The following is a 22,117-nucleotide window of genomic DNA, read 5'->3' on the forward strand; positions in this document are numbered from 1 at the left end:
ACAAGCGAAGCGGTAGAGATGCTTCGGCAAGCTCAGCATGACGTTCCTGAGAAGCCAGTGGCTTGGTCAAACTACCCGGCCGATGTGCCTTCCAGCCGGTTGGCGTCGTCGTAGAGGGGAAGGGTGCCGGAGGTGCGCCCCAGCATTTTTTGCCGCCAGTGGTGGCCCAACGTTGGCAAAGCCGCCAGCGCGGCCGATAGGGCCAGGTCTTCGCGCAGTTCATATTTCACGCTGTTGGCGCGGGCCACCGTCCACTCGGGGTAGGGGCGCTCTATCAGCTCCAGCGTATCCTGCGCCGACACGCGGCCGGGCTGCAGCACGCGCATGTACCAGCCCGTGAAGCCGGAATCCTGCAGCCATTTGGGCAGCAAAGGCAGCTGCCAGCGCAAACCTAGCTGGAAGCAAGGCGAGCGGGGCTGCGAAATCTGAATCCGCGCCTCGCCCCATTGAAATACGTCGCCGAGGCTGACATCCTGCTCGGTGCAAGAGCCGGCCAGCGTGAGGTTTTCGCCAAAGCTCCCGGGCAGCAGGGGCTGGCCCATCCGCTCCGACCAGTAGCTATAATGTGTGCCGGGATACACGCACAACGCCTGATCGGGGCCGCCGTGGGCTTTCAGGTTGGCTTGCCCGTCGCCGGTTAGGTTGAGGGCATCCAGCCACAGCGGTTCCGTAACGGCTGTTTTGCGGATGGCCGTTACCCATTTCCGCGCCAGTGGGTTTGGTGCATCAGGCGAGCCTAATTGCTGGGGCTTGCCCACGGATACGGCTGCGAGTGGAATGGATAGAGGCGGAAAGCATGGCATAGAGTAAATAAAAGGAATAAAAGTGCAGGCCAGTTGGGAGGTGCTTTAAGGGTTACAAAGAGAGCATTAGGATAAGATGAAAATTAAATATTTGGATTGTTTTTTATTATAAAATCTAATATTGATTCAATAACTCGTATTGATTCGGTAGATAAATTTGATTCATTAATATGCATGGTAGCATATTCACAAAACTCTACTTTGTTGTTAATGGTAGAGTTGGTGCTTGTTTTATCTTTCTTAAAGCTCTTGGTTTTTATAGTTTCCTTTTTATTAATCTTTTTTAATTTAGGTAAAAGATTATCGTCTATATATGTTCCTAGTTTAATATATTTATAGTCTTCCTGTTTAAATTCTGGTATTGAAATCATTTGGTGTTTTTTTATGCTTGGGTAGTCTTTAATAGTTTTTATTATTACATCAGGAGATAATAGGTTTTCTACTTCAGTAACATTTAAAACAAGTAGATTGAATTTTAATTTTTCTTTTAATGCCTTTTTTCGATCTGTATTTTTATTATTATCGTCATCAATGATTACCATTGCTTTGCCGCATAAAAACTTTACTGGTACTTTGCTGGAAATATTATCAAGTAAATTATTATTTTCGAAATCCAAGTGAACAATATTGTCTCCAGTGCTATAAACGAATATATAGTGCTGCCCTTCTTTGATTTTGTTGTTTAAGCTTCTGTATTTATTTTTGCTTTTATTGCTTTTTAAATATGTATCAATCATTTTTTGTAAATATAATTTATCTGTAACGCCTTCTACCCAAATCGAGCAATTTGATAAAAAAACTGATGATTTATTTGCTCCAATTAAGTCTAGTACAGAAGTATCTCCATAACTTATATTTTGCAATTGAAAGTTAGGTAAATAATCACGTGTATGCGTCTTTTGTTTATTTATGCTGAAAATGGATGTGTTTTCATTGTGAGAGGAATAATTAATGATATGGTTTGAATGTGTTACTGTAAAGATCATAAAATTGCTTGTTTGTTCTGCATTGGATAATAAATCCATGAGTTTTCTTTGTAAAGACGGATGAATAAATAATTCTGGTTCTTCTATTAAAATTATTCCTCGTTCATAATTGAAAAATGGAAATGTTAGAATAATAATCATCTGTAAACCATCCCCTAAATGATGGATTGGTTGTGCTTTTTCCCCTCCAATTTTTATTTTTATTATTTTTTTTTCATCATCAGTTATAAAAGAAATGTTATCTGAGTCAAAAAAATTGATTGATAGAAATTTCTCAAATTTGTGTAATTTTTCGATTTGCTCGTGGTCTGAGTTTCTTAACTTAAAAATTTGCTGATAAAAATTTTGCCCATTTTGAATAATTATATTACTTGATTTATTTTGATCAGTTTGGTCTTCCAGCTTTTTTATATCATATTCTTGTCTAGTTTTTTCCTCAAACTCGAAAGGATTTGAATAAACACGTAAACTTCTAATCGTTGGTATATATATTTTGTAGTATTTTTCTATTATATTATATTTACCCAAATTATTTAGTAGCTCATTTAATAGGGGTATTCCAAAATTTGCAACATGTCTACTGCTGCTATTGTGATAAGTTCCCCCGCCAACACGGATAACATGATAATAATCAACTAATAATAAAGAATGTATTACCTCGGCTCTTGCTATTAGTGCCTGTATTGATTCTGTTTGTTGATAAATGTATAAATTTTTACTTATATCTGATTTTGTAAATTCTGCATTGTTATTGCCTTTGTATGTTAAAATTTCTTCAAATAAAGTTTCTAATTTTTTGGTAATATTATTTAAATCAATATTTATTGCTGCTACAGCTCCCTGGCTTACAAATGACTTGTTAATTACAGATTTTAATATTTCCCTTGTTAACAAACTCTTTCCAGAGTTGTTAGTGCCAATTAATGTATTTACTCTCGAAAGAGGATGCATTAATTTTATCTCTGATTTGTTATGGTCAAAAATATGGCCAGATAACTTAGTCGGTATTTCAACTGCGTTGATTAGTTCGTAGATTTTCATATGAAAAAAGGCAGAGCCATTTTCGTGACTCTGCCTTTATTAGTTTCTTAACAAAATTAAATTACATATCCTTGATAATCTCGTCGCCAAACTCCGAGCACTTTAGCAGGGTAGCGCCTTCCATCAAACGCTCGAAGTCGTAGGTGACGCGCTTGGAGGCAATGGCGGCTTCGATGCCTTTGTAGATGAGGTCGGCGGCTTCCTGCCAGCCCATGTACTCCAGCATTAGTGCCCCTGAGAGGATAACTGAGCCGGGGTTCACTTTGTCCTGGTTGGCGTACTTGGGCGCCGTGCCGTGGGTGGCCTCAAAAATGGCGTGGCCGGTTACGTAGTTAATGTTAGCACCGGGCGCAATGCCGATACCGCCCACAATGGCGGCCAGGGCATCGGAGATATAGTCGCCGTTCAGGTTCAGGGTAGCCACTACCGAGTACTCGGAGGGGCGGAGCAGAATCTGCTGCAGGAAGGCATCGGCAATGCTGTCCTTGATAAGGATTTTGCCGCTTTCCAGGGCTGCCTTCTGCTGGGCATCGGCTACGTCCTGGCCCTGCTTGGCCGCGGCTTTGTCGTACTGGCTCCAGGTGTACACTTTGTCGCCAAACTCCCGCTCGGCCAGCTCGTAACCCCAGGTTTTGAAGGCACCCTCGGTGAACTTCATGATATTGCCTTTGTGCACAATGGTCACGGAAGGCTTCTTGTTATCAATGGCGTACTGAATGGCGGCGCGCACCAGGCGCTCCGTGCCTTCCTTGGAAACGGGCTTGATGCCGAAGGAGGAAGTCTCGGGGAAGCGGATTTTCTTCACGCCCATCTCATCCTGCAGGAATTCCAGCATTTTCTGGGCTTGAGGCGTGCCGTTCATATACTCAATGCCGGCGTAGATATCCTCCGTGTTTTCGCGGAAGATAACCATGTCCGTCAGCTCGGGGTGCTTCACGGGTGAAGGCACGCCCTGGAACCAGCGTACGGGGCGCACGCAGGCATACAGGTCCAGCTCTTGGCGCAGAGCTACGTTCAGGGAGCGAATGCCGCCGCCTACGGGCGTGGTGAGGGGACCTTTAATACCCACCAGGTATTCGCGGAAGGCATCCAGCGTTTCGTTGGGCAGCCAGTTATTGAGTTGCTTGAAAGCCTTTTCTCCCGCCAGCACTTCCTTCCACATCAGCTTGCGCTTGCCGCCGTAGGCTTTTTCCACTGCCGCGTCAAACACTTTAACGGAAGCCGCCCAAATGTCCGGACCCGTACCGTCGCCCTCAATAAAGGGAATGGTAGGTTGGTCGGGTACGTTCAGCTTGCCGTTCTTGATGGTGATTTTTTGCTCTGCCATTGGTATGTAAGGACTTGGGGACGTAGGTCTTCGGTCTTCGGTTTAAGGTGAAAGGATGTATGCCGGGCCGGGTAGGAGGGACGGAAGGCGCAGGCCGCGGGTACTGCAAAAACAATGGGGTGCCCAAAAGGCGGTGCAAAGAAACTAAGAGCGGCCCCCTAATTCCTAAGCTCTGCCTTAATACCCGAAAATTTCTTTTAGGGTGAGCTGCTGCACTTTTCCGTATTTGGCTAATTCCGGGAAGTTGAGCCGCTCCTTGGAGCCAATGACCAGAATGCTTTGGTTCTGGCCCTTCACTTTGGCTTCCTGAAACTTCTTCAGGTCATCAAAGCTCATGTTGTAGGTTTTCTCATACACATCGCGGCGCAGGTCGTAGTCCAGGCCCAGGCGCTTGGCGCGCTCGTAGCTGAACAGGATGTCGGACTTGGTGATGCGCTCCGTGGCAATGCTGTTGCGGATAGCGTTTTTGGCAATCTGCAGGTTGGCTTCGGCCACGGGCATATCGTTCAGAAGGGTCTGCATGCCGGCCATGGCCTCGGGCAGCTTGTCGCTCTGCGTCCCGATGTAGGAGAGAATGTAGTTGGAGCGCCCCAGCTTATCGGCATTGGCATACCGCGACGAAGCCGAGTACGCCAGCGCCTTGCTCTCGCGCAGCTCCTGAAACACGATGCTGCCCATAGAGCCGCCAAAATATTCGTTGTACAGGCTCACCGTAGGCACAATGTTCTTGTCATACGCGTCGCCCTTCGTCAAAAACAGAATTTCCGCCTGCACCATGTTATAATCGACCCAATAGACTTTGCGGTCCTTCATAGGTTGCTCCGCGAAGTCATTATTGGCTGGCACAGGGGTGAGGGTGGCAGGTGTTTTGTGCAGTTGGTTCAGAACCGTAGATAGTCCTCTGCTTGGCCCACTAGCTGTAATAGGCTGCTTAACTACGTTAGTATCCTTTCCTGTTATTGGATCTTTAACCTTTACAGGAAGTTCGTCAGCATCAATAACCACACGCGGGCCATAGTACAGCACCCGGTGCTGATAGGTCGGAATCCTCTTGATGAGCGCCGTTAGCTGCTCTGGCTTCAGGGCACGCAGCTGCTTTTCCGTGAGCTGCGAGGTGAAGGGGTTTTTGGGGCCGTATTTGGCGAAGTTTACCATGGCCTGGCTCAGAATTACCTGCTTGTTCAGCTTGGCATCCTGACGGGCTTTCAGCACACCATCCACCATGTTTTTCAGGGCGGCGACATCGGGCTTGGGGTTAGCCAGCAGGCTTTCAAACAGCTGCAGGGCCGGCTCAAAGTTATCGTCGAGGCCGGAGAGGCTCACGTACACGCGGTCCTGCCCGCTCTGCACGCCAAACGAGCAGCCCAGCTTGTAGAACTCCTGCTGCAGCTGCGCGGCCGAGTATTTATCGGTGCCGAGGTACTGCAGATAGTCGGCGGCCAGACCCAGACGCGGGTCGTTGTTGGTGCCCATATCGAGCACGTAGTACAAATCGAAGAGGTTATTCTCGGTGTTGCGGGTGTAGAACACCGGCACACCCGAGGCCAGTTTCAGCTCCTGAATATCCTTCTTGTAGTCCAGGAACACCGGCTGTAGTTCGGGTGAGGACATCTCCGTTACCTGCTTGTAGAAGCTGGACGCTACTTCGCGGTTTACGGGTACCGGCGTAATGGCCGGCTTCACCACTTTTACTTTGTTGGGGTCCTGGCCGGTGCGCTTGTACACGGCCACGTAGTTGTTCTGATAGTACTGGTTGGCCACGCGCATCACATCGGCCTTGGTAATCTTACCAAAGTCGTCAATCTGCTTGAGGTAGTCTTTCCAATCCTGGCGGGCTATGAAGGCTGATACAAAGGCACCGGCACGGGCCTCATTGCTCTCATAGCTTTTGGTGCGCTGCAGCTTCTCGTTGTTGATGATGGCTGGAATCAGCCAGTCGGGGAAGTCACCCTTTTTCACCTTGTTCAGCTCGCCCAGGAGCAGGTCGCGTACTTGCGTCAGGCTCTGGCCCTGGCGTGGGGTAGCGTAGAGAATGTGCGAGGCGTAGTCGTCGTTGATATCGGTGAACGAAGCGGCCTGCAGCACTTTCTGCTGCTGGTTCAGGTCCAGGTCAATCAGACCGGCCTGGCCGTTGCTCAGAATCTTGTCAATCATGCGCAGCACCAGCGCATCGGGCGTAGTGGTGCCGGGAAAGCGGAAGCCCAGCATGACGTTTTCCGCGTCGGGGCCTTTCACTTCCTTAACAATAGGCGCCGTAATGGGGTCTTCCTGCGCCACGGTAAACGTGGGCACCGGCTTGCTCTTCAGCTGCCCAAAATACTTGTCAATCACCCGGATGGCCTGGTCGTAGTCCAGGTCACCGCTCAGGGCTACCGCGAAGTTGTTCGGCACATAATACTGGTCGAAATACTTCTTGATTTCCGTGATAGAGGGGTTTTGCAGGTGCTGAATGGTCCCAATGGTGGTTTGGGTGCCGTACTGGTGCTTGCGGTACAGGCTGGCATTCAGGGCCTCAAACTCCTTGTTGAAGTCGTTATCGAGGCCGCGGTTTTTCTCCTCGTACACGGCCTCCAGCTCTGTGTGGAACAGGCGCGGCACCAGCTCGCCAAAACGCTCGGCCTGAATGGCGGCCCACTTCTCAATCTGGTTGGAGGGAATATCCTCCTGGTACACGGTCTGCTCGTTGGAAGTGTAGGCGTTGGAGCCTTTCGCCCCAATGGCGCCCATCACCTTATCGTACTCATTGGCCACGGCGTACTTGGCCGCCACGCTGGAAATCGAGTCAATCTGGTGGTAGAGATGCTTGCGCTCGGTCTGGTCGGTTTTGGAGCGGTATACCTCGTAGAGGGCCTCAATCTTGTCCAGCTCGGTTTTCTCGGCGGCCCAGTTCTGCGTGCCCAGGCGAGAAGTGCCTTTGAACACCATGTGCTCCAGGTAGTGCGCCAGGCCGGTGGCGGTGCTGGGGTCGTTTTTAGAGCCGGCGCGCACCGCTACGTAGGTCTGAATGCGCGGGGCATCCTCGTAGTCGGAGAGGTACACCGTCAGGCCGTTGTCGAGGGTGTAGATGCGGGCCTTCAGTGGGTCGCCTTCTACGGTGGTGTACTTATATTCCTTGGTTTGGGAAACCGGGGCTGTGGCCGAAGCGGCGGGCTTACTAGACTGGCACTGAGTAGTGAGGCCCAGCGCAACTACCGCCGGGAATAAAAGCAGAAAGGGTTTTTTCACGAGAGCAGACGCAGAATTTCAGGCAGGAAACAAGAAATCAAAGATAGGCCGCCCGCCTTGGAATTAAAAGCCGATTTGGATTCTGGCTTGATAGAAAAGAACAAAGCCAGAATAGCGGGGAAGAAGCTACGGCTAAAAGCTAGTTCCCCTCCTCAGATGAGGAGGGGCTAGGGGTGGTTGATCAATCGTTGTTTATCTGGAACGTCCTACTGAGCCTGTCGAGACATCTCGCGTGCTGCCGTGGTAATTGTCATGCTGAGCCTGCCGAAGCATCTCTACCGCTTCGTTGCCAAGGTATACCACACTACCAAGATGCTTCGACAAGCTCAGCATGACAATTACCACGGCAACGGCAGCACGCGAGATGCTTTGCCCCGCTCTGCATGACAGTCGGGCTTCGTTCAACCAAACAACGGCTTTCACCACCCCGGCCTGCGGCCACCCCTCCTTAAAAAAGGAGGGGAGCTAGTTTTAGCATCCAATTTTTAGTTTCTACTCTCTAAAAATCAGTGTCTAAACCCAGGCGCTGGCGCATTTCTACCAGGGCAGGGAATTTTTCGGCCAGATACTCAAACTTATCAGCGGAGGTGTAGAGCTTGCGGCCGGTGCTTTGCTGCTCTACTATTTCGGCCTGTAGGGTGAGGCGCGGGTAGCCGGTGCGGCGGCGTAGCTCACCCGTCAGCTCGGCCCGATACTCGTTAAATACGTCTTCCTGCACCGGGTTATCCACCAGAAGCTTGATGACGTGCTTTTCATCGGCCTGCACGGGGCGGTTCAGCACGGTGTACACGCTCATGCTGCTGGCTTTATATATGTCCTTCAGCGCGGCCCAGGCCTGCTGCAATAGGGCATCATCAATGGTGGGCAGCGTGCCCGGCGTGGTGGGCGCGTCTTCCTCCACCACCGTGGCCCGACTGGCCGAGTTTTCCCGCGCCGCTTGTTCTTTGATACCAGCTAGGCTGGGCAGCTTGGAAATGCTCCCACTTTTGGCGAGGGAAGGCATGGGCCGAATTGGCGCGGCTACTACCGGTATGTCGCCGGGTTCGTGGCCGGCCACGCTGGGGCGGCCCGTTTCTACGTGCGGCGTGCTGTCCAGCACCTGATGGTGCGTGGGCACCGGCGCGGGTGGATTCTCAATGCTGAGCGTCTCGTGCAGCTCCTCTACGCCGCTATCCACCGGAATCAGAGGTTCCGGGTCGGCGGGAATGGCCTTGATGGGAGCCGTAGCAGGCTGTGGAGCGGCCGCTACGGCTGGTTTAACCGGACTGCTGGCGGCGGCCACAGGAGCCGCAGCCGGCGCTACACTAGTTTTTTTTTTCGCCTCGCCGTTATCTGACGATGCGCGCTGCGGGCTGGCGGCCGCGCCACCTTGCAGGTCGCGGGCAAACTGCACGGCCCCGTTGAGGTAGGCCAGCTTCATGAGCGTGAGCTCCACGTGCAGGCGTTGGTTTTTGGCCTGCTTAAACTCCCGGTCACAGAGGCTCACCAGGTTCAGGGCGGAGAGCAGAAACGCCAGCGGCGCGGCCTGGGCCTGCTGCACGTAGCGCGCCCGAATGCCTTCCGATACTTCCAGCAGCTGCACCGTTACGGGGGCTTTGCACACCAGCAAACCACGCAGGTGCTCGGCGGCACCTACCACAAAGTTGTGCAGGTCGAAACCATTCTGCATCACCTCTTCCAGCAATAGCAGCGCGGCCGAGAGGTTTTCCGTCAGCAAAGCATCCACTAAGCGGAAATAGTATTCATAATCCAGAATATGCAGGTTCTGGATAACGTCTTTATAGGTCAGATTGTGGCCCGAGAAGGTCACCATCTGGTCGAACATGGACAGCGCGTCGCGCAGGCCGCCATCGGCCTTCTGGGCCAGCAGATGCAGGGCGTCGTCTTCGGCCTGTACTTTTTCCTGGGTGGCCACATAGCGCAGGTGCGTGCGCATGTCATCCACCTTAATGCGGTTGAAGTCGAAGATCTGGCAGCGCGACAGAATGGTGGGGATAATCTTGTGGCGCTCAGTGGTAGCCAGAATAAAAATGGCGTAGCTCGGTGGCTCTTCCAGCGTCTTCAGAAAGGCATTGAAGGCCGCGTTGGAGAGCATGTGCACCTCGTCGATGATATAAATCTTGTAGCGGCCGGCCTGGGGAGCGTAGCGTACCTGCTCCACCAGGGAGCGAATATCTTCCACAGAGTTGTTGGAAGCCGCATCTAGCTCGTGCACGTTGAAGGAGGCGTTCTGGTTGAACGCCCGGCACGACTCGCACTCGTTGCACGCTTCAGCCTCAGCTGTAAGGTTGGTGCAGTTGATGGTTTTGGCCAGAATGCGCGCACAGGTGGTTTTACCCACGCCGCGCGGTCCACAAAACAGGAACGCCTGCGCCAGGTGGTTGCTCAGAATGGCGTTCTGCAGGGTAGTGGTTACGTGCTGCTGACCCACCACGCTGCGAAACGTGGCTGGGCGGTACTTGCGGGCAGATACAACGAAATTCTCCATACGACTAGCCACAAAGATACCGCGAAAACCCGGGCTTTGGAAGGGGACAGGAGGCTGCCATCCACCAGTAGCGCGAAGCTCCGGCTTCGCGTACGAGCAACGCGAGTAGCAGGCGTCTGCATTCGTTTGGAACTCGCTGCGCTCGTACGCGAAGCCGGAGCTTCGCGCTACTGTGTTCCCTACTTTAAATGGAACAAATTCACCCCGCAGCAACGTTTATTGCCTGATGTGCGTACCTTCGCACCCCGCCTCTTGGGGCGGGTATCGTTCTTTCTTTTCTGGGGCTGACTGGAATTGACAGCTTGAGCAAGTCGCGAGTAAGCGTGTCGGGAGTTGGATGAATCTCCCGCTAAAAAGCCGTCCAAACAATAACTGGCGACTATTCGTACGCCATGGCTGCTTAGTCTAGGTACTAAGTAATGTCATCGTCCCGCACCCGTCTTCCTTCTCACGGGTGAGTTCGGGGCGTCGTAAGTAGTTAGGATAGTTCTGGTGGCGCTGTGACGCCAGAGCGAAACTCAAACAGATAAGGGGAAACCAAGGGCCTGATGTGCGCCTGGGCTCCCACGAAAATTTAAGCATAGATACACACGTAGAAAGCTCGACGCCTTCCTTGTCTGGACCAGGGTTCGAATCCCTGCAGCTCCACAAAAAAGCCCTCCCCGGTTTCGGGGAGGGCTTTTTTTGTGAATTGCCAATTCTTTTGCCTACAAATTGTGCATAAGAGGAAATACAACCTAGGAAGGAAAAGCTGACGCTTCGCAGCTATCTGTCTGTAAAAGCGAACTGTTTACTCCCTTTGCCTCCATGGGCTGTAAAATATGCGTCGATTCTTATTACTAACTCTTGCTGGTCAGTCATCGAGTCGCCAAGGTAGTGGCTATTATCCGTCGGTTCCTCACTGGTCATAAGTCGACAGGTGCCAAGAGGCTGGTCATATGATGCAAATAAAAAGCTGCCATCCTGAGCAATGATATTATGCTCAAACTTCATTGAGTTGCCAATGAATACATATTCACCTCGCTCATTAATGTAGTTAGCCTGTTCAAGAGGCGGCGTTTTTCCGAAAAAGCCGGCTTGTTCTAGTTGTCTTTGGGTCATAGCTACAAGTTACAAAGCAGTTTCTACACCTGACGGAGTATAACAAAAAAGCCCCGACCTGCTGAGGTCGGGGCTTTTTTTGTTAGTTCAGAAACACTTCCGTTAGCATCTCAAATCGGTGGGGGCCGAAGGCGTTGTAGTACGGGGCCTCGCCTTCGAAGCCGAGGACGTGCACCAGTTCCATGCCTTCCACTTTGCTGGGCACGGTGCGTACGGGGTAAAGTTTGCCTTCTTCAGGCCAGTCGCCCACGTGGTTGGCGGGACGGTTGGATGCATCTATACAGAAAGCATACTGCACCATGGGTTCGGTGCGGGTTGCTTCTGCAAATGTGAGGTTGGTTACTTCTGCCATAGTGGCAAATAAACAGTTGTTTTCGGAAATCGTTCGAAAAGTACCAGCTATGGCCAGTGAGGTCACGTGCTTTTACCTTGGTTCAGCACCGGGAAGTACCGGCACCGGAATTGGGTTTCCGGCACCGGTACCGCCTTTTAGGCTTACTCCGTGAGCTTAAACGCAGCGGTTTGCACGTCGCGGGAGTTGCCGCCTACAAATACCTGGAAGTCGCCGGGCTCGGCGGCAAATTTCAGGTCGGCGTTGTAGAATTTGAGGTCTTCCGGGGTGAGGCGGAAGGTGAGCGTGCGGCTCTCGCCTTTCTTCAGCATCACCTTTTGGAAGCCTTTCAGCTCTTTTACGGGGCGGGAGATGGAGCCCACCATATCCCGGATATACAACTGGGCCACTTCCTCGCCATCGTAGTTGCCGGTGTTCTGCACGGTTACTTTCACGTCCAGCGTGCCGTTGGCGCTAAGCGAGGTGGTGCTCAGCTCGGGCTTGCCGTACTGGAAGGTGGTGTAGCTCAGGCCATAGCCGAAGGGGTACAGCGGGTCGTTAGGCACATCCATGTACCGCGACTTATACTTATCCAGCTTGTCGCCGACGTAGGGGCGGCCGGTGTTTTTGTGGTTGTAGTAGATGGGTACCTGGCCCACGTGGCGGGGGAAGGTGGCCGTGAGCTTGCCCGAGGGGTTGTAGGCACCGAAGAGCACATCGGCAATGGCATTGCCGGCCTGGGTGCCCGCAAACCAGGTTTCCAGAATGGCATCAGCATTCTCATCTTCCCAGGTCAGCGTCATGGGGCGGCCGCTCATCAGCACAATCACCAGAGGCTTGCCGGTTTTCTTCAGGGCTTTCAGCAATTCCAGCTGCTGGCCGGGCAGGCCAATATCAGCGCGGCTGGCGGCTTCGCCGGTCATGCCCTGGCTCTCGCCTACGGCCGCTACAATGACATCGGCTCCCTGAGCCAGCTGTACGGCTTCCTGAATCATGGCTTCGGAGGAGCGCTTGTCTACGTTCAGCTCGCCGCCGTGCGCGTTCAGGCGGTCAATCATCTGCTGGTCATCGGTGAAGTTGGCGCCCTGGGCGGTTACCACTTTCACGGCGCTGCCCACGGCGTTTTTGATGCCTTGCTCCAGGGAAACGGCCTGTTTCCAGTCGCCGGCACCGCTCCAGCTGCCAATCATGTCGCGCTGGCGGGTGGCCAGTGGGCCAATCAGGGCAATGGTGCCGGTTTTCTTAAGGGGCAGGGCGTTGTTGCTGTTTTTCAGCAACACCATGCTCTTGCGGGCAATGTCGCGGGCATCGGCCACAAACTCCTTTTTCATGAGGGTGTTCTTGGCGCGCTTCTCGTTGGCGTAGCGGTAGGGGTCCTGGAACAAGCCCAGCTTCCACTTGGCTTCCAGAATACGGCGGCAGGCCACATCAATCTGCTCCTGCGTTACGGTGCCGTCTTTCAGGTTTTGGGCCAGATTCTTAAGGAAAATCTCGCCCACCATATCCTGGTCAATGCCCGCGTTCAGGGCCAGCGCCGATACCTGGGCATCGTTGCCCATGCCGTGGGCCGTCATTTCGTTGATGGCAGTGTAGTCGGTAGCCACAAAGCCCTGGAAGCCCCACTGGTTGCGGAGTAGCTCCGTCATCAGCCACTTATTGCCGGTGGCGGGCACGCCGTTGATGTCGTTGAACGAGGACATCATGGAGCCGGCGCCGGCGTCGATGGCGGCTTTGTAGGGCGGCAGGTACTCGTTGTACATGCGCACCATGCTCATATCAGTGGTGTTGTAGTCACGGCCGGCTTCGGCGGCGCCGTACAGCGCAAAGTGCTTCACGCAGGCCATCACCGTGTTATTCTTCGTGAGGTCGTCGCCCTGGTAGCCGCGCACCATTACGCGGGCAATCTGGGAGCCCAGGTAGGGATCTTCGCCCGAGCCTTCGGAGATGCGGCCCCAGCGTGGGTCGCGGGCAATATCCACCATGGGCGAGTACACCCAGTTGATACCATCGGCGGAAGCTTCTTCGGCCGCGATGCGCGCGCTGCGCTCAATGGCCGTAAGGTCCCAACTGCTGGCCAGGCCCAGGGCAATGGGGAAAATAGTGCGGTGCCCGTGAATGACATCATACCCAAAAATGAGCGGAATGTGCAGGCGCGACTCCTTCATGGCCATTTCCTGCAGCTTGCGGGCGGCTTTGGGCGTAAAAGTATTCAGCACCGCGCCCACGTTGCCCTTGCGGATGTTGGCATCCACATCCTTGCTCACCACCGGGCCGGTTACATCAAAGCCCACCGTAATGAGGTTCAGCTGGCCGATTTTCTCGTCCAGCGTCATTTTCTGCATCAGGTCGTTGATGAACTTATCCATCTTCGGGTCGGGGGCGGCGGCAGGTACCGGCGTGGGGGTTTGAGCCTGCAGCAGAGGACTTAGCTGGAGGCCCAGCGCCAGCAGCAAAGCAGTACGGAAGGTTCGTTTCATGTAAGCGAAAATTATGATGAGCGAATAGGGGAGCAAAGGGAAATTATTTCGATTCCATCACCGGCGTGCGGGTTGATACGCCGTTTTCATTAATGGCCTCGATGCTAAAGTAGTACGGCCGGTCTTTGTCCATGCCTTTGAAATAGTACTCGTTCTGGCCATGCACCATAATGCAGCTGTAGAGCTTATCGGGCGCAATGCCGGTGTAGATGTTGTAGGCGTAGGCATCGGTGGACGGCATCCACTTCAGCCAGGCGCTGCGCTTGTCGGTTTCGGTGCGTAAAACTACCAAGCCTTTTACTGCCGCCGGCGCGGCGCCGCTGCCCAGCCCAAACACGCGCAGCCCGCTGATGGCGAATTTGCCGGTGGGCATGTGCACGTTTTCCAGCTTGATAAACCGGGTTTTTACGGCTTCGGGCAGCTCAATGTAGTCGTGCGGCACGTCGGTTTTATTCCGGCTTTTATCTACCAGCAGCTTCCACTTTTTTCCGTTTTCGGAGTGCCAGAGGCGGTATTGGTGGTACGTGCCCTGCTGCTTGCCCAGAAATTCGGCGTCCTGATCAGCATAGTTCAACTGGATGGCGCGCACGGTGCACACGCTGCCTAAATCGGTCTGCAAAAACTCGCCTTTATTAGCTGAGGAGGCGCTCCAATAGGTCTTAATATTTTCATCCACGGCGTAGTTGGGCAGGTAGCCGCCCAGCGTGGACGATACCTGCACGGGCCTCTGGTAGTTCAGCAGCATCCAGCCGGTAAACCGGCTTTTCAGGTGGTCCTCGGTGCCGGTGGGCAGGTAGTGCGGGTAGTCGCCGAAGGTGGTGTTGGCGTACAGCACGCCGTCTTTATCAAAGCCAGCCGGCCACAAACCAAGGCGCCGCTCAAAGTTGTTTTTCACGGATACCACCATGGTGGACAGGTGCCACCAGTTGCCCCACACATCCTGAAAGGTGTTGCCGTGGCCCGCGCCGCGGGCAAAGCCGCCGGGCTTGTAGGCAAACGGGTTGTGCGGCTGCGGCGTGAACGGGCCCAGGGGGTGGTCGCTCACCTGCACACCATCGGCGTAGCCGCTGAATTCGGTGCCGGGCGCGCCATACTGCAGGTAGTATTTGCCGTTGTGCTTGGTCATCCAGGCGCCCTCCATAAAAGGGTTCAGGAAGGTGTTGTCGAGGTATTCGCCGAACCGCTGCCAGCCAAACTGCTTATCATTGAGCCCGAACATCACCTTCGGCTGGCCGATGGGCTGGAAGGTCTTGCGGTTGATTTGCTGGCCGTAGAGCGGAAATTCGTTGCTGCTGCCCCAGTAGAGGTAGAGCTTGCCGTCATCATCCAGGAAAAAAGCGGGGTCCCAGGCGCCAATCTGGAACGGCTCCACGGCTTCTTTCCACTCGTTGGCCTGGGGGTTGGTACTCATCCAGATGGGAAAATTCTTCTCGTGGGTAGAGCCGAAAACCAGCAGCGTATCGCCCTGCACCCATACGGCCGGGGCGCACAGGTCGTCGTACACCTTGTGCTGGGGCTTGAGGAATGAGCGGGATACGAACTTCCAGTCGTACAGATCCTTGCTCCACCAGTAGCCCCATTGGTTGGTGGAGAACAGGTAATAATTGCCCTTGAAAAGAGTAATAACCGGGTCGGCGGTGGCGCGGTGCCGGCCGGCCTCCGAAAAGTTGGGAATGGGCGTGTAGCCGTAGTCCAGATTCAGCGGGTTGCAGTACGTGCGGCGCGGCGGGCCGGGCTGGGCCTGGATAGACAGACTCAGCAGCAAAGCAAGGTAGAAAAGCAGGCTTCTGGACATAGCAGAACAACAAAACATCTTGTCATCCTGAGCTTGCGAAGGACCTTATAAATAAGAACGAAAATCGTTGTTACGACTGGTTCTGGCGTGATAAGGTCCTTCGCAAGCTCAGGATGACAAGGAAAAGTAGGCGGTTACTTCTTAATCTCCGGGCTTTCGAAACCCAGTTTCGTGAGGCCGCGCTGCACATCGGGGGAGCTCATGAACAGCTTCCAGAGCAGGCCGGTGCGGTGGTTTTCAATCATGGCCACAATGGGGCCCTGATCAATGGCCAGGTAGGACTTGGCGTACCAGTTGTGCTGCTCGCTAAAGCCATCCACAAAGCCATACTCGCCCCAGATTTTGTCGCCCAAATCGTAGTAAAAATGCTTAAGCGCGGCCATGGATTGCTCCGGCGCGTAAGGCATAGCCGATAGTGCAGCCGTGGGCGAAATCACGCCCAAATCCTCCGTAGGAGAGTGCGCGGCGTAGCCCTGGTAGCTATCAGAAGCAGTGAGGCCCCAGCTGTTTTTGCCGTAGCCCTTGTACTTCTTGGGGTTGTCTACGCAGTAGGCGTAGTTGATGAGCGTGTGGTTGCGGTTCTGCTCCCAGTAGTCGGCGTACTGGTCTTTCAGCCCGTGCGGGTTCAGGCCCAGGAAAGAGTAGTGCGAGAAAAATAGGGGGCCGCCGTAGTCAAAGCCCAAGGGTAGCTTGATTTTGTAGAATTCCTTGCCATTTTTGAAGTAGTCGCCGGTGGCCCAGCCCTGGTCATACACCTTTTTATCAATGGCATATTTGGGCGAGGAGGCCGCCAGCACGTAGGTAATCAGGCACTCATTCCAGCCATGAATCTGGTGGTTCATGCTCCAGCCATTGTTGGGGCTCCAGTGCCAGTACAGCACGTTCTGGCCGCCCTGGGTGTGCCAGTTCCACTCCACATTCTCCCACATCCACAGAATCTTGTTGCGCAGGTCCTGCTCGGCTTTGGTGTTGCCGGTGAAATACTGGCGGGCGCAGATCAGGCCTTCGTACAGAAAGGACGTTTCCACAATGTCGCCGCCATCATCTTTCAGGCTGAAGCGGATGGTTTTGCCGGTGGCGCCGTCCATCCAGTGCGGAAATACGCCGTGGTACATATCGGCCTTCCAGAGGAAATTTACAATCTTCAGCACCCGCTCGGCGGCCTGCTCGCGCGTAATCCACTTGCGCTCTGAGGCCACAATAATGGCCATCAGGCCAAAGCCGGTGCCGCCGGTGGTTACTACTTCGTTGCCGTAGTCGTAGGAGCGGTTGCTTCGCTCGCGGGCCATGCCGGAAACCGGGTGGCCGAAGTCCCAGAAATAGCGGAACGTTTGTTTTTGCACCAGGTCCAACAGCTGCTCATCCGTCAGTTTTTGCGGCCGGGGCGTGGGCGCCGGGTTTTGGGAGCAGGCACTGCCGCCCGAGAGCAAAACCAGCCAGAGCAGCACGAAAAAGGAGGAGAGAGAAGTCCGCATAAGCGTAAAATGAAACGTGGATAAAAGCCGAAAAGCAGGATAGCGCCCGCCCACCTGGGCCGGGGCTATCCTGCTTGTTTAGCTATTAATAGCCGGGGTTCTGCGTCAGCTGCCCGCCGCTCAAATCAATCTGTTCCTGCGGAATGGGGAACAGCTCGTTCTTGCCTTTCACAAAGGTTTTACCCTGGGCGGCAAAAGTGGGAACAATGCGGCCGGGCTGCACGCTTTCCTGGCGCACCAGGTCAAAGAACCGGTCGTGCTCCAAGGCCAGCTCCAGGCGGCGCTCTTTCCAGATGCCCTCCAGCGTTACGGCCCCCAACGGTGCCAGGCCGGCGCGTTCCCGCACCAGGTTTACATCCGTAGTAGCGGTGGCTACATCCCCCAGCTGGAAAGCGGCTTCGGCGTTAATCAGCAGCACCTCCGCGTAGCGCAGAATGCGGATGTTCTTGGGCAGAAAATCGTTGTTGCCGCAGTTTTTTTCCTTGGTGCGGCTGTGGTAAGCCTTGTAGCTGTAGCGCAAATTCTCTACCGAGTCTTTGCTGGGAATGCGGAAACCATCCCACAGAACCGTTCCGCTGGGCGCGGTATTGATGAAGATAATGGTGCCGGCGCGGCGCTTGTCGCCGGGCTCGTAAGCGTTGGCCAACTGCTCCGTGGGTGTGTTAAAGCCAAAGCCCAAATCGGCCCAGCCGCCTTTGCCACCCTGGCGGGGGCCCTGGCTGACTACATACAGGTTCACCGCGGAGTTGTTGCAGGCGGCATTCACGCCGGTCTGCACTTCAAAAATAGACTCTTCGCTGTTGGCGCCTACCTCGCGCCAGATGCCGGCGTAATCACTATACAAACCATACGCGCCCGATTGGCCCATAATGATTTCATTGGTCAGATCCAGCGCTTTCTGGTATTCTTTCTGGTACAGGTACACCTTGGCCAGCATGCCCTGCGCCGCGGCCTTGGTAGCCCGGCCCGTTTCCGTTTGTCCTTTAATGGGCAGGTTATTGGCGGCAAACTCCAGGTCAGAAATAATCAACTGATAAATCTCATCTGCCGTGGCGCGTTTCTGCAGGTTTGGGTCATTAATTTCGGAAGTGGCGGGCACCCGATCCAGCTTGGGCACGCCACCAAAAAACCGCACCAGGTTAAAGTAGAAGTACCCGCGCAGGAAGCGCACCTCGCCCAGCAGGCGGTTCTTGGTTTCGTCGGGCGCGGGGCTCAGCGGAATTTTCTCCAGCGCCTGGTTAGCCCGCGTTACGCCCTGGAAATAGCCTTTCCAAACGTTATTCACAATGCTGTTGCTGGAGGTAAGGTTAAAGTTGTCGACGTCGGCGGCGGGGCCGTAGTCGGTGGGCGTGCTGCCCTTGTCCGAGTCATCGGAGGCAATATCCGTGAGAATAACGTATTGCAGGCCATGTACATCGGTGCCAAAGCCCCCGAGATACATAACGTTGTACACGCCATCCACCAGTTTTTGCGCGGCGCCGGGGTCCGTTTTAATCTGGTCTTCGGTTAGCTGGCCCTGGGGCGCTACATCCAGAAAATCTTTGCAGCCGCTAACCATGGAGAGTAGCAGCGCGCAGGCGGCCGTGCCCAGGCGCCGGCTGAGTATAGAAGAGGATTTCATATCCGAAAGCATTAAAAATTAACATTCAGCCCCAGCGCAAGCGTGCGGCTGGTGGGATACGTAGTAGCTTCGATGCCGGAATCCAGCGGGCCACCGGGTAGCTCGGGCGTGAAGCCGGAGTACTTGGTGACGGTGAACAGGTTCTGGCCCGTGGCAAAAATCCGCACGTAGGAAATCTTGGCCTTCTGCGTGAAGCTGGTGGGAATGGTGTAGCCCAGCACCAGGTTATTCAGCCGCAGGTAGGAGCCCGACTCAATGAAGTAAGTGGAGTTGGGCGTATTGTTGGAAATGGTGCGCGGGTCCGACTGCGAGCCGTTGGTGGCCGTCCAGCGGTTGTCGGCAAAGTCGGCCTCTACGTTGTCCGTGGTCTGGTAGCGGAACTGCTTTTTGGCGTTGTACACCTCATTGTTCAGGTTGCCGGAAAACACGAAGGAGAAATCGAACTTCTGATAGTTCATGCCGCCATTAATACCGAAGTACACCGGCGGCTGATACGAGCCGGAGTGTACCCGGTCCAGCAGTGAAATCACGCCGTCGCCGTTGGCATCTGCATATTTCAGGTCGCCGGGCTGGGGTGTGGGTAGGCCGTTATACTTGGGGTAGCCATCAATTTCCGCCTGCGACTGGAAGATGCCCGTGGACTTGAGCACATAAAAGCTGCCAGCCGCCACGCCGTTATCGGAGAGCGTAACGTTGTTGAAGCCCCCAAAAAGAGCCTGCCCGCCGTTCAGCTTTTCAATCCGGTTTTTGTTGAAAGTAGCATTCACCCCAAAGTTGTAGCTCCAGTCGGTGCTCAGCTGGTTGCGCCAGTTCAGCGCGGCTTCAATGCCTTTGTTGCTGATATCGGCGGCGTTGGTGATGTACTGGTTGTCCGGGTCGCCGAGGTTACCGGGAATATTCACCGGGATCAGGGCATCCGTGGTTTTCTTCTGGTAGTAAGTCAGCTCGCCGGAGAGGCGGTTCTCCAGCAGCGCAAATTCCACGGCGGCATCATACTCCGTGGTGGTTTCCCAGCTCACATTCCGGTCCTTAATCTGGTTGATAATGGCGCCCAGCACGGGCTGCCCATTAAAGACATAAGGAACATTAGACTCCGCCGTTACAATGTAAGCGTTGGGGTCAATCTGGTCGTTGCCCAACTGGCCGTAGCTGGCGCGCAGCTTCAGGAAGCTCAGCACCGTCTGGCTCTTCATAAAATCTTCTTCCGACAGAACCCAGCCTAAGCCCAGGGAGGGGAAAAAGCCCCAGCGCTGGTCTTTGTTGAACCGGGAGGTGCCATCGTAGCGCAGGTTGGTGGTCAGCAGGTAGCGGTCGGCGTAAGAGTAGTTTATACGTCCCAGCAGGGACAGGCGCCGGTCTATGGCGCCCACGGCATTGTTCGTGGACGTATTTGGGTCGCCGGCACCCAGGTACCACTGGTCTTTGTTAGGCCCTACATCCTTGCGGCTGCCTTCCAAGGTGCGCGACTCGCCCTGTTCCGTTACCGTGCCGGCCAGCACCGTCAGGTTATGCTTATCAAACTGCTTCTGAAACGTGGCCGTATTTTCCCAGAGGTAGCGGTTGCGGTTGTTCTGAATAGTAGACAGGTTGCTCCGCAGCGTACGCTGGTTGCCCCCAGCCGTAATAAAGGTGCTTTCGTCGCTGTTGTACTGATAATCGTAGATAATCCGGTTATCAAAGTTCAGATCCACGTTAATGGCTGAACGCAGGGTGAGAGCCGAAACCGGCTTGAAATCAACCCCTACGTTGCCCTGCAGGCGGTTTTCCAGGGAACGATTGTTGTTTTTTTCGATATCGAGCAGCGGGTTGCCCACGTTACCGAACGCCGAGGTATTTCCGTACCGGCCGTCTACTTTAGAGGGAATAATGGGGGCCGCGCGGTACGCATTCTGATACGCCGTGGCAAAGTTCACGTCCTTGGTGTTGGCGTGGCTAAACGAGGCCTGCGAGTTTATCGTCAGCTTATCGGAAACCGTAAAAGCCGTGTTGGAGCGTACCGTGAGGCGGGAAAACTTGTTGCTGATAGCCAGGCCATCATCCTGCAGCAGGTTGCCGCTGAAATAGTAGCGCACATTTTCATTGGCGCCCGATACGGCCAAGTTATGGTTCTGGTAAGTAGCCCGCCGTAGAATCTCATCGTACCAATCGGTAGAGCCCGAATAGGCTGGCAGCGTCAGGTCAGGAGCAGTGTCTTTCAGATAGTCGGCATACTGCTGGGCATCGGCCATGTCTACCAAATGGGCGGCCTGCTTAAAGCCCATGGTGGTATTGTAGCTTAGCACCGGCTTGCCCACTTTGCCTTGCTTGGTGGTGATGATGATAACGCCATTGGCGCCGCGTACCCCATAAATGGCCGCAGCCGAAGCGTCTTTCAGCACGTCAATGGTAGCAATGTCGGAGTTGCTCAGGTTACGGATGTCCGTGGTCTGCACCCCGTCCACCACGTACAGCGGCTCGGCACCAGCCAGCAGCGTGCCCGTACCCCGGATGCGCACTTTAGGCTGAGAGTTAGGCCCCCCGTCGCTGATGATCTGCACACCGGCCACTTTACCCTGAATAGCCTGGGTAGGGGTAGTAACGGGCTGCCGTACAATTTCTTCCGCATCCACGCGGCCTACCGCGCCGGTTAAGTCGCGCTTTTGCTGGGTGCCGTAACCTACCACCACTACATCATTCAGCGTGGTAGCTTCCTGTAGCAGAGTTATATTAACTGAGGTGCGCCCATTGAGAACTATTTCCTGCGTGGTGTACCCAATATAGGAGAAAACCAGCGTGGCATTCTCCGGCACATTAAGCGTATAGTTACCGTCGACATCGGTCTGGGCGCCGTTGGTAGTGCCTTTCACCACCACGTTTACGCCGGGTAGGCCCGCGCCCTGGTTATCCACCACGCGCCCGGTTACGGGCACATCGGGAACGATTGCGGCCACGGCCAGCGGAGCTTTATTCTCCAGGCTGGTAGGGGCGGCATTTGCCAGGGCGGTGCCGGAAAATAGCGCCAGGCCCAGCGCCGGCAAAAATGTTAGATGAGTCAGTTGCCGAAGCAACCGGGGGAATTGTAGAGGAGGAATCATGCGGATGGGAGAAAAGAAGGTTCGCTTCAGATAAGAATGGTTTGCTCGGGTGTCGGCAGAATGGGGAAACCGGGTTCCGGCTTGGCCGGAACTACTGCACCCGGGTGGGAGGCAAACAGCGGGGGCTTATCTACTCATAGGCAGTAAAAGATTAAGTCGCTAGAAATGAATAAGATGCTTTGCGTAGCGGGCGGCTCCGGTACGGCGGGTAAGAATTGGGGCTGCTCTCACTTGCATTAAGAAAAGCCGGAATGAGGCCTCTATCTGGATACATTCAAGCAATGCTTGCACTAATACGAGAGGAGAGGCAGAATAGGCTAAGAATTGAGCGCAATACACGATTTCGGCACCATAGGATTTTTCCATGGGGCTG

Annotated in this window: 12 protein-coding genes and 1 other RNA gene; 1 reads left to right on the plus strand and 12 read right to left on the minus strand. The window is 54.2% G+C overall.

Annotation, left to right across the window (positions count from 1 at the left end; genetic code table 11):
* Window positions 1–71: 71 nt before the first annotated feature.
* From PK28_RS04915 to PK28_RS04935, 5 genes are all read right to left on the minus strand, one after another.
* Window positions 72–803 carry an MOSC domain-containing protein gene (locus PK28_RS04915; RefSeq protein ID WP_044512003.1) on the minus strand — a complete coding sequence of 244 codons (732 nt, stop codon included), beginning with the start codon at window positions 801–803 and terminating at the stop codon, window positions 72–74.
* An 83-nt stretch (window positions 804–886) separates the two neighbouring features.
* Window positions 887–2,830: an AAA family ATPase gene (locus PK28_RS19845; RefSeq protein ID WP_071885044.1), complete on the minus strand. Its 1,944-nt coding sequence runs from the start codon at window positions 2,828–2,830 to the stop codon at window positions 887–889.
* Between the two features lie 61 nt (window positions 2,831–2,891).
* Window positions 2,892–4,157 (minus strand): NADP-dependent isocitrate dehydrogenase, encoded by a 1,266-nt coding sequence (gene icd, locus PK28_RS04925; RefSeq protein ID WP_044512007.1) that lies wholly within the window; start codon window positions 4,155–4,157, stop codon window positions 2,892–2,894.
* Window positions 4,158–4,334: 177 nt separating this feature from the next.
* Complete coding sequence (locus PK28_RS04930; protein WP_231576221.1) at window positions 4,335–7,382, minus strand: M16 family metallopeptidase; 3,048 nt, start codon at window positions 7,380–7,382, stop codon at window positions 4,335–4,337.
* Window positions 7,383–7,881: 499 nt separating this feature from the next.
* Window positions 7,882–9,870: a DNA polymerase III subunit gamma/tau gene (locus PK28_RS04935; protein WP_044512010.1), complete on the minus strand. Its 1,989-nt coding sequence runs from the start codon at window positions 9,868–9,870 to the stop codon at window positions 7,882–7,884.
* Between the two features lie 280 nt (window positions 9,871–10,150).
* Between PK28_RS04935 and ssrA the strand changes: the two genes are divergently transcribed.
* Window positions 10,151–10,521, plus strand: a transfer-messenger RNA (tmRNA) gene (ssrA, locus tag PK28_RS19685).
* A gap of 114 nt (window positions 10,522–10,635) precedes the next feature.
* Here the strand turns inward: ssrA and PK28_RS04940 are convergent.
* The 7 genes from PK28_RS04940 to PK28_RS04970 form a co-directional block, all read right to left on the minus strand.
* Window positions 10,636–10,971: a hypothetical protein gene (locus PK28_RS04940; protein ID WP_044512013.1), complete on the minus strand. Its 336-nt coding sequence runs from the start codon at window positions 10,969–10,971 to the stop codon at window positions 10,636–10,638.
* 82 nt (window positions 10,972–11,053) lie between these two features.
* Window positions 11,054–11,323: a hypothetical protein gene (locus PK28_RS04945; protein ID WP_044512015.1), complete on the minus strand. Its 270-nt coding sequence runs from the start codon at window positions 11,321–11,323 to the stop codon at window positions 11,054–11,056.
* A gap of 143 nt (window positions 11,324–11,466) precedes the next feature.
* Window positions 11,467–13,779 (minus strand): beta-glucosidase BglX, encoded by a 2,313-nt coding sequence (gene bglX, locus PK28_RS04950; protein ID WP_052430595.1) that lies wholly within the window; start codon window positions 13,777–13,779, stop codon window positions 11,467–11,469.
* 43 nt (window positions 13,780–13,822) lie between these two features.
* Window positions 13,823–15,574 carry a family 43 glycosylhydrolase gene (locus PK28_RS04955; protein WP_044512018.1) on the minus strand — a complete coding sequence of 584 codons (1,752 nt, stop codon included), beginning with the start codon at window positions 15,572–15,574 and terminating at the stop codon, window positions 13,823–13,825.
* 134 nt (window positions 15,575–15,708) lie between these two features.
* A complete protein-coding gene (locus PK28_RS04960) occupies window positions 15,709–17,049 on the minus strand; it encodes a glucoamylase family protein (RefSeq protein ID WP_044512021.1) in 1,341 nt (446 codons plus the stop codon).
* An 85-nt stretch (window positions 17,050–17,134) separates the two neighbouring features.
* Window positions 17,135–18,670: a RagB/SusD family nutrient uptake outer membrane protein gene (locus PK28_RS04965; protein WP_044516302.1), complete on the minus strand. Its 1,536-nt coding sequence runs from the start codon at window positions 18,668–18,670 to the stop codon at window positions 17,135–17,137.
* 11 nt (window positions 18,671–18,681) lie between these two features.
* Entirely contained in the window at window positions 18,682–21,744 is a 3,063-nt protein-coding gene (locus PK28_RS04970; RefSeq protein ID WP_082016962.1) for a SusC/RagA family TonB-linked outer membrane protein, read from the minus strand.
* Window positions 21,745–22,117 lie beyond the last annotated feature (373 nt).

It is taken from the genome of Hymenobacter sp. DG25B (genome assembly GCF_000801315.1).
Taxonomy (GTDB): domain Bacteria; phylum Bacteroidota; class Bacteroidia; order Cytophagales; family Hymenobacteraceae; genus Hymenobacter.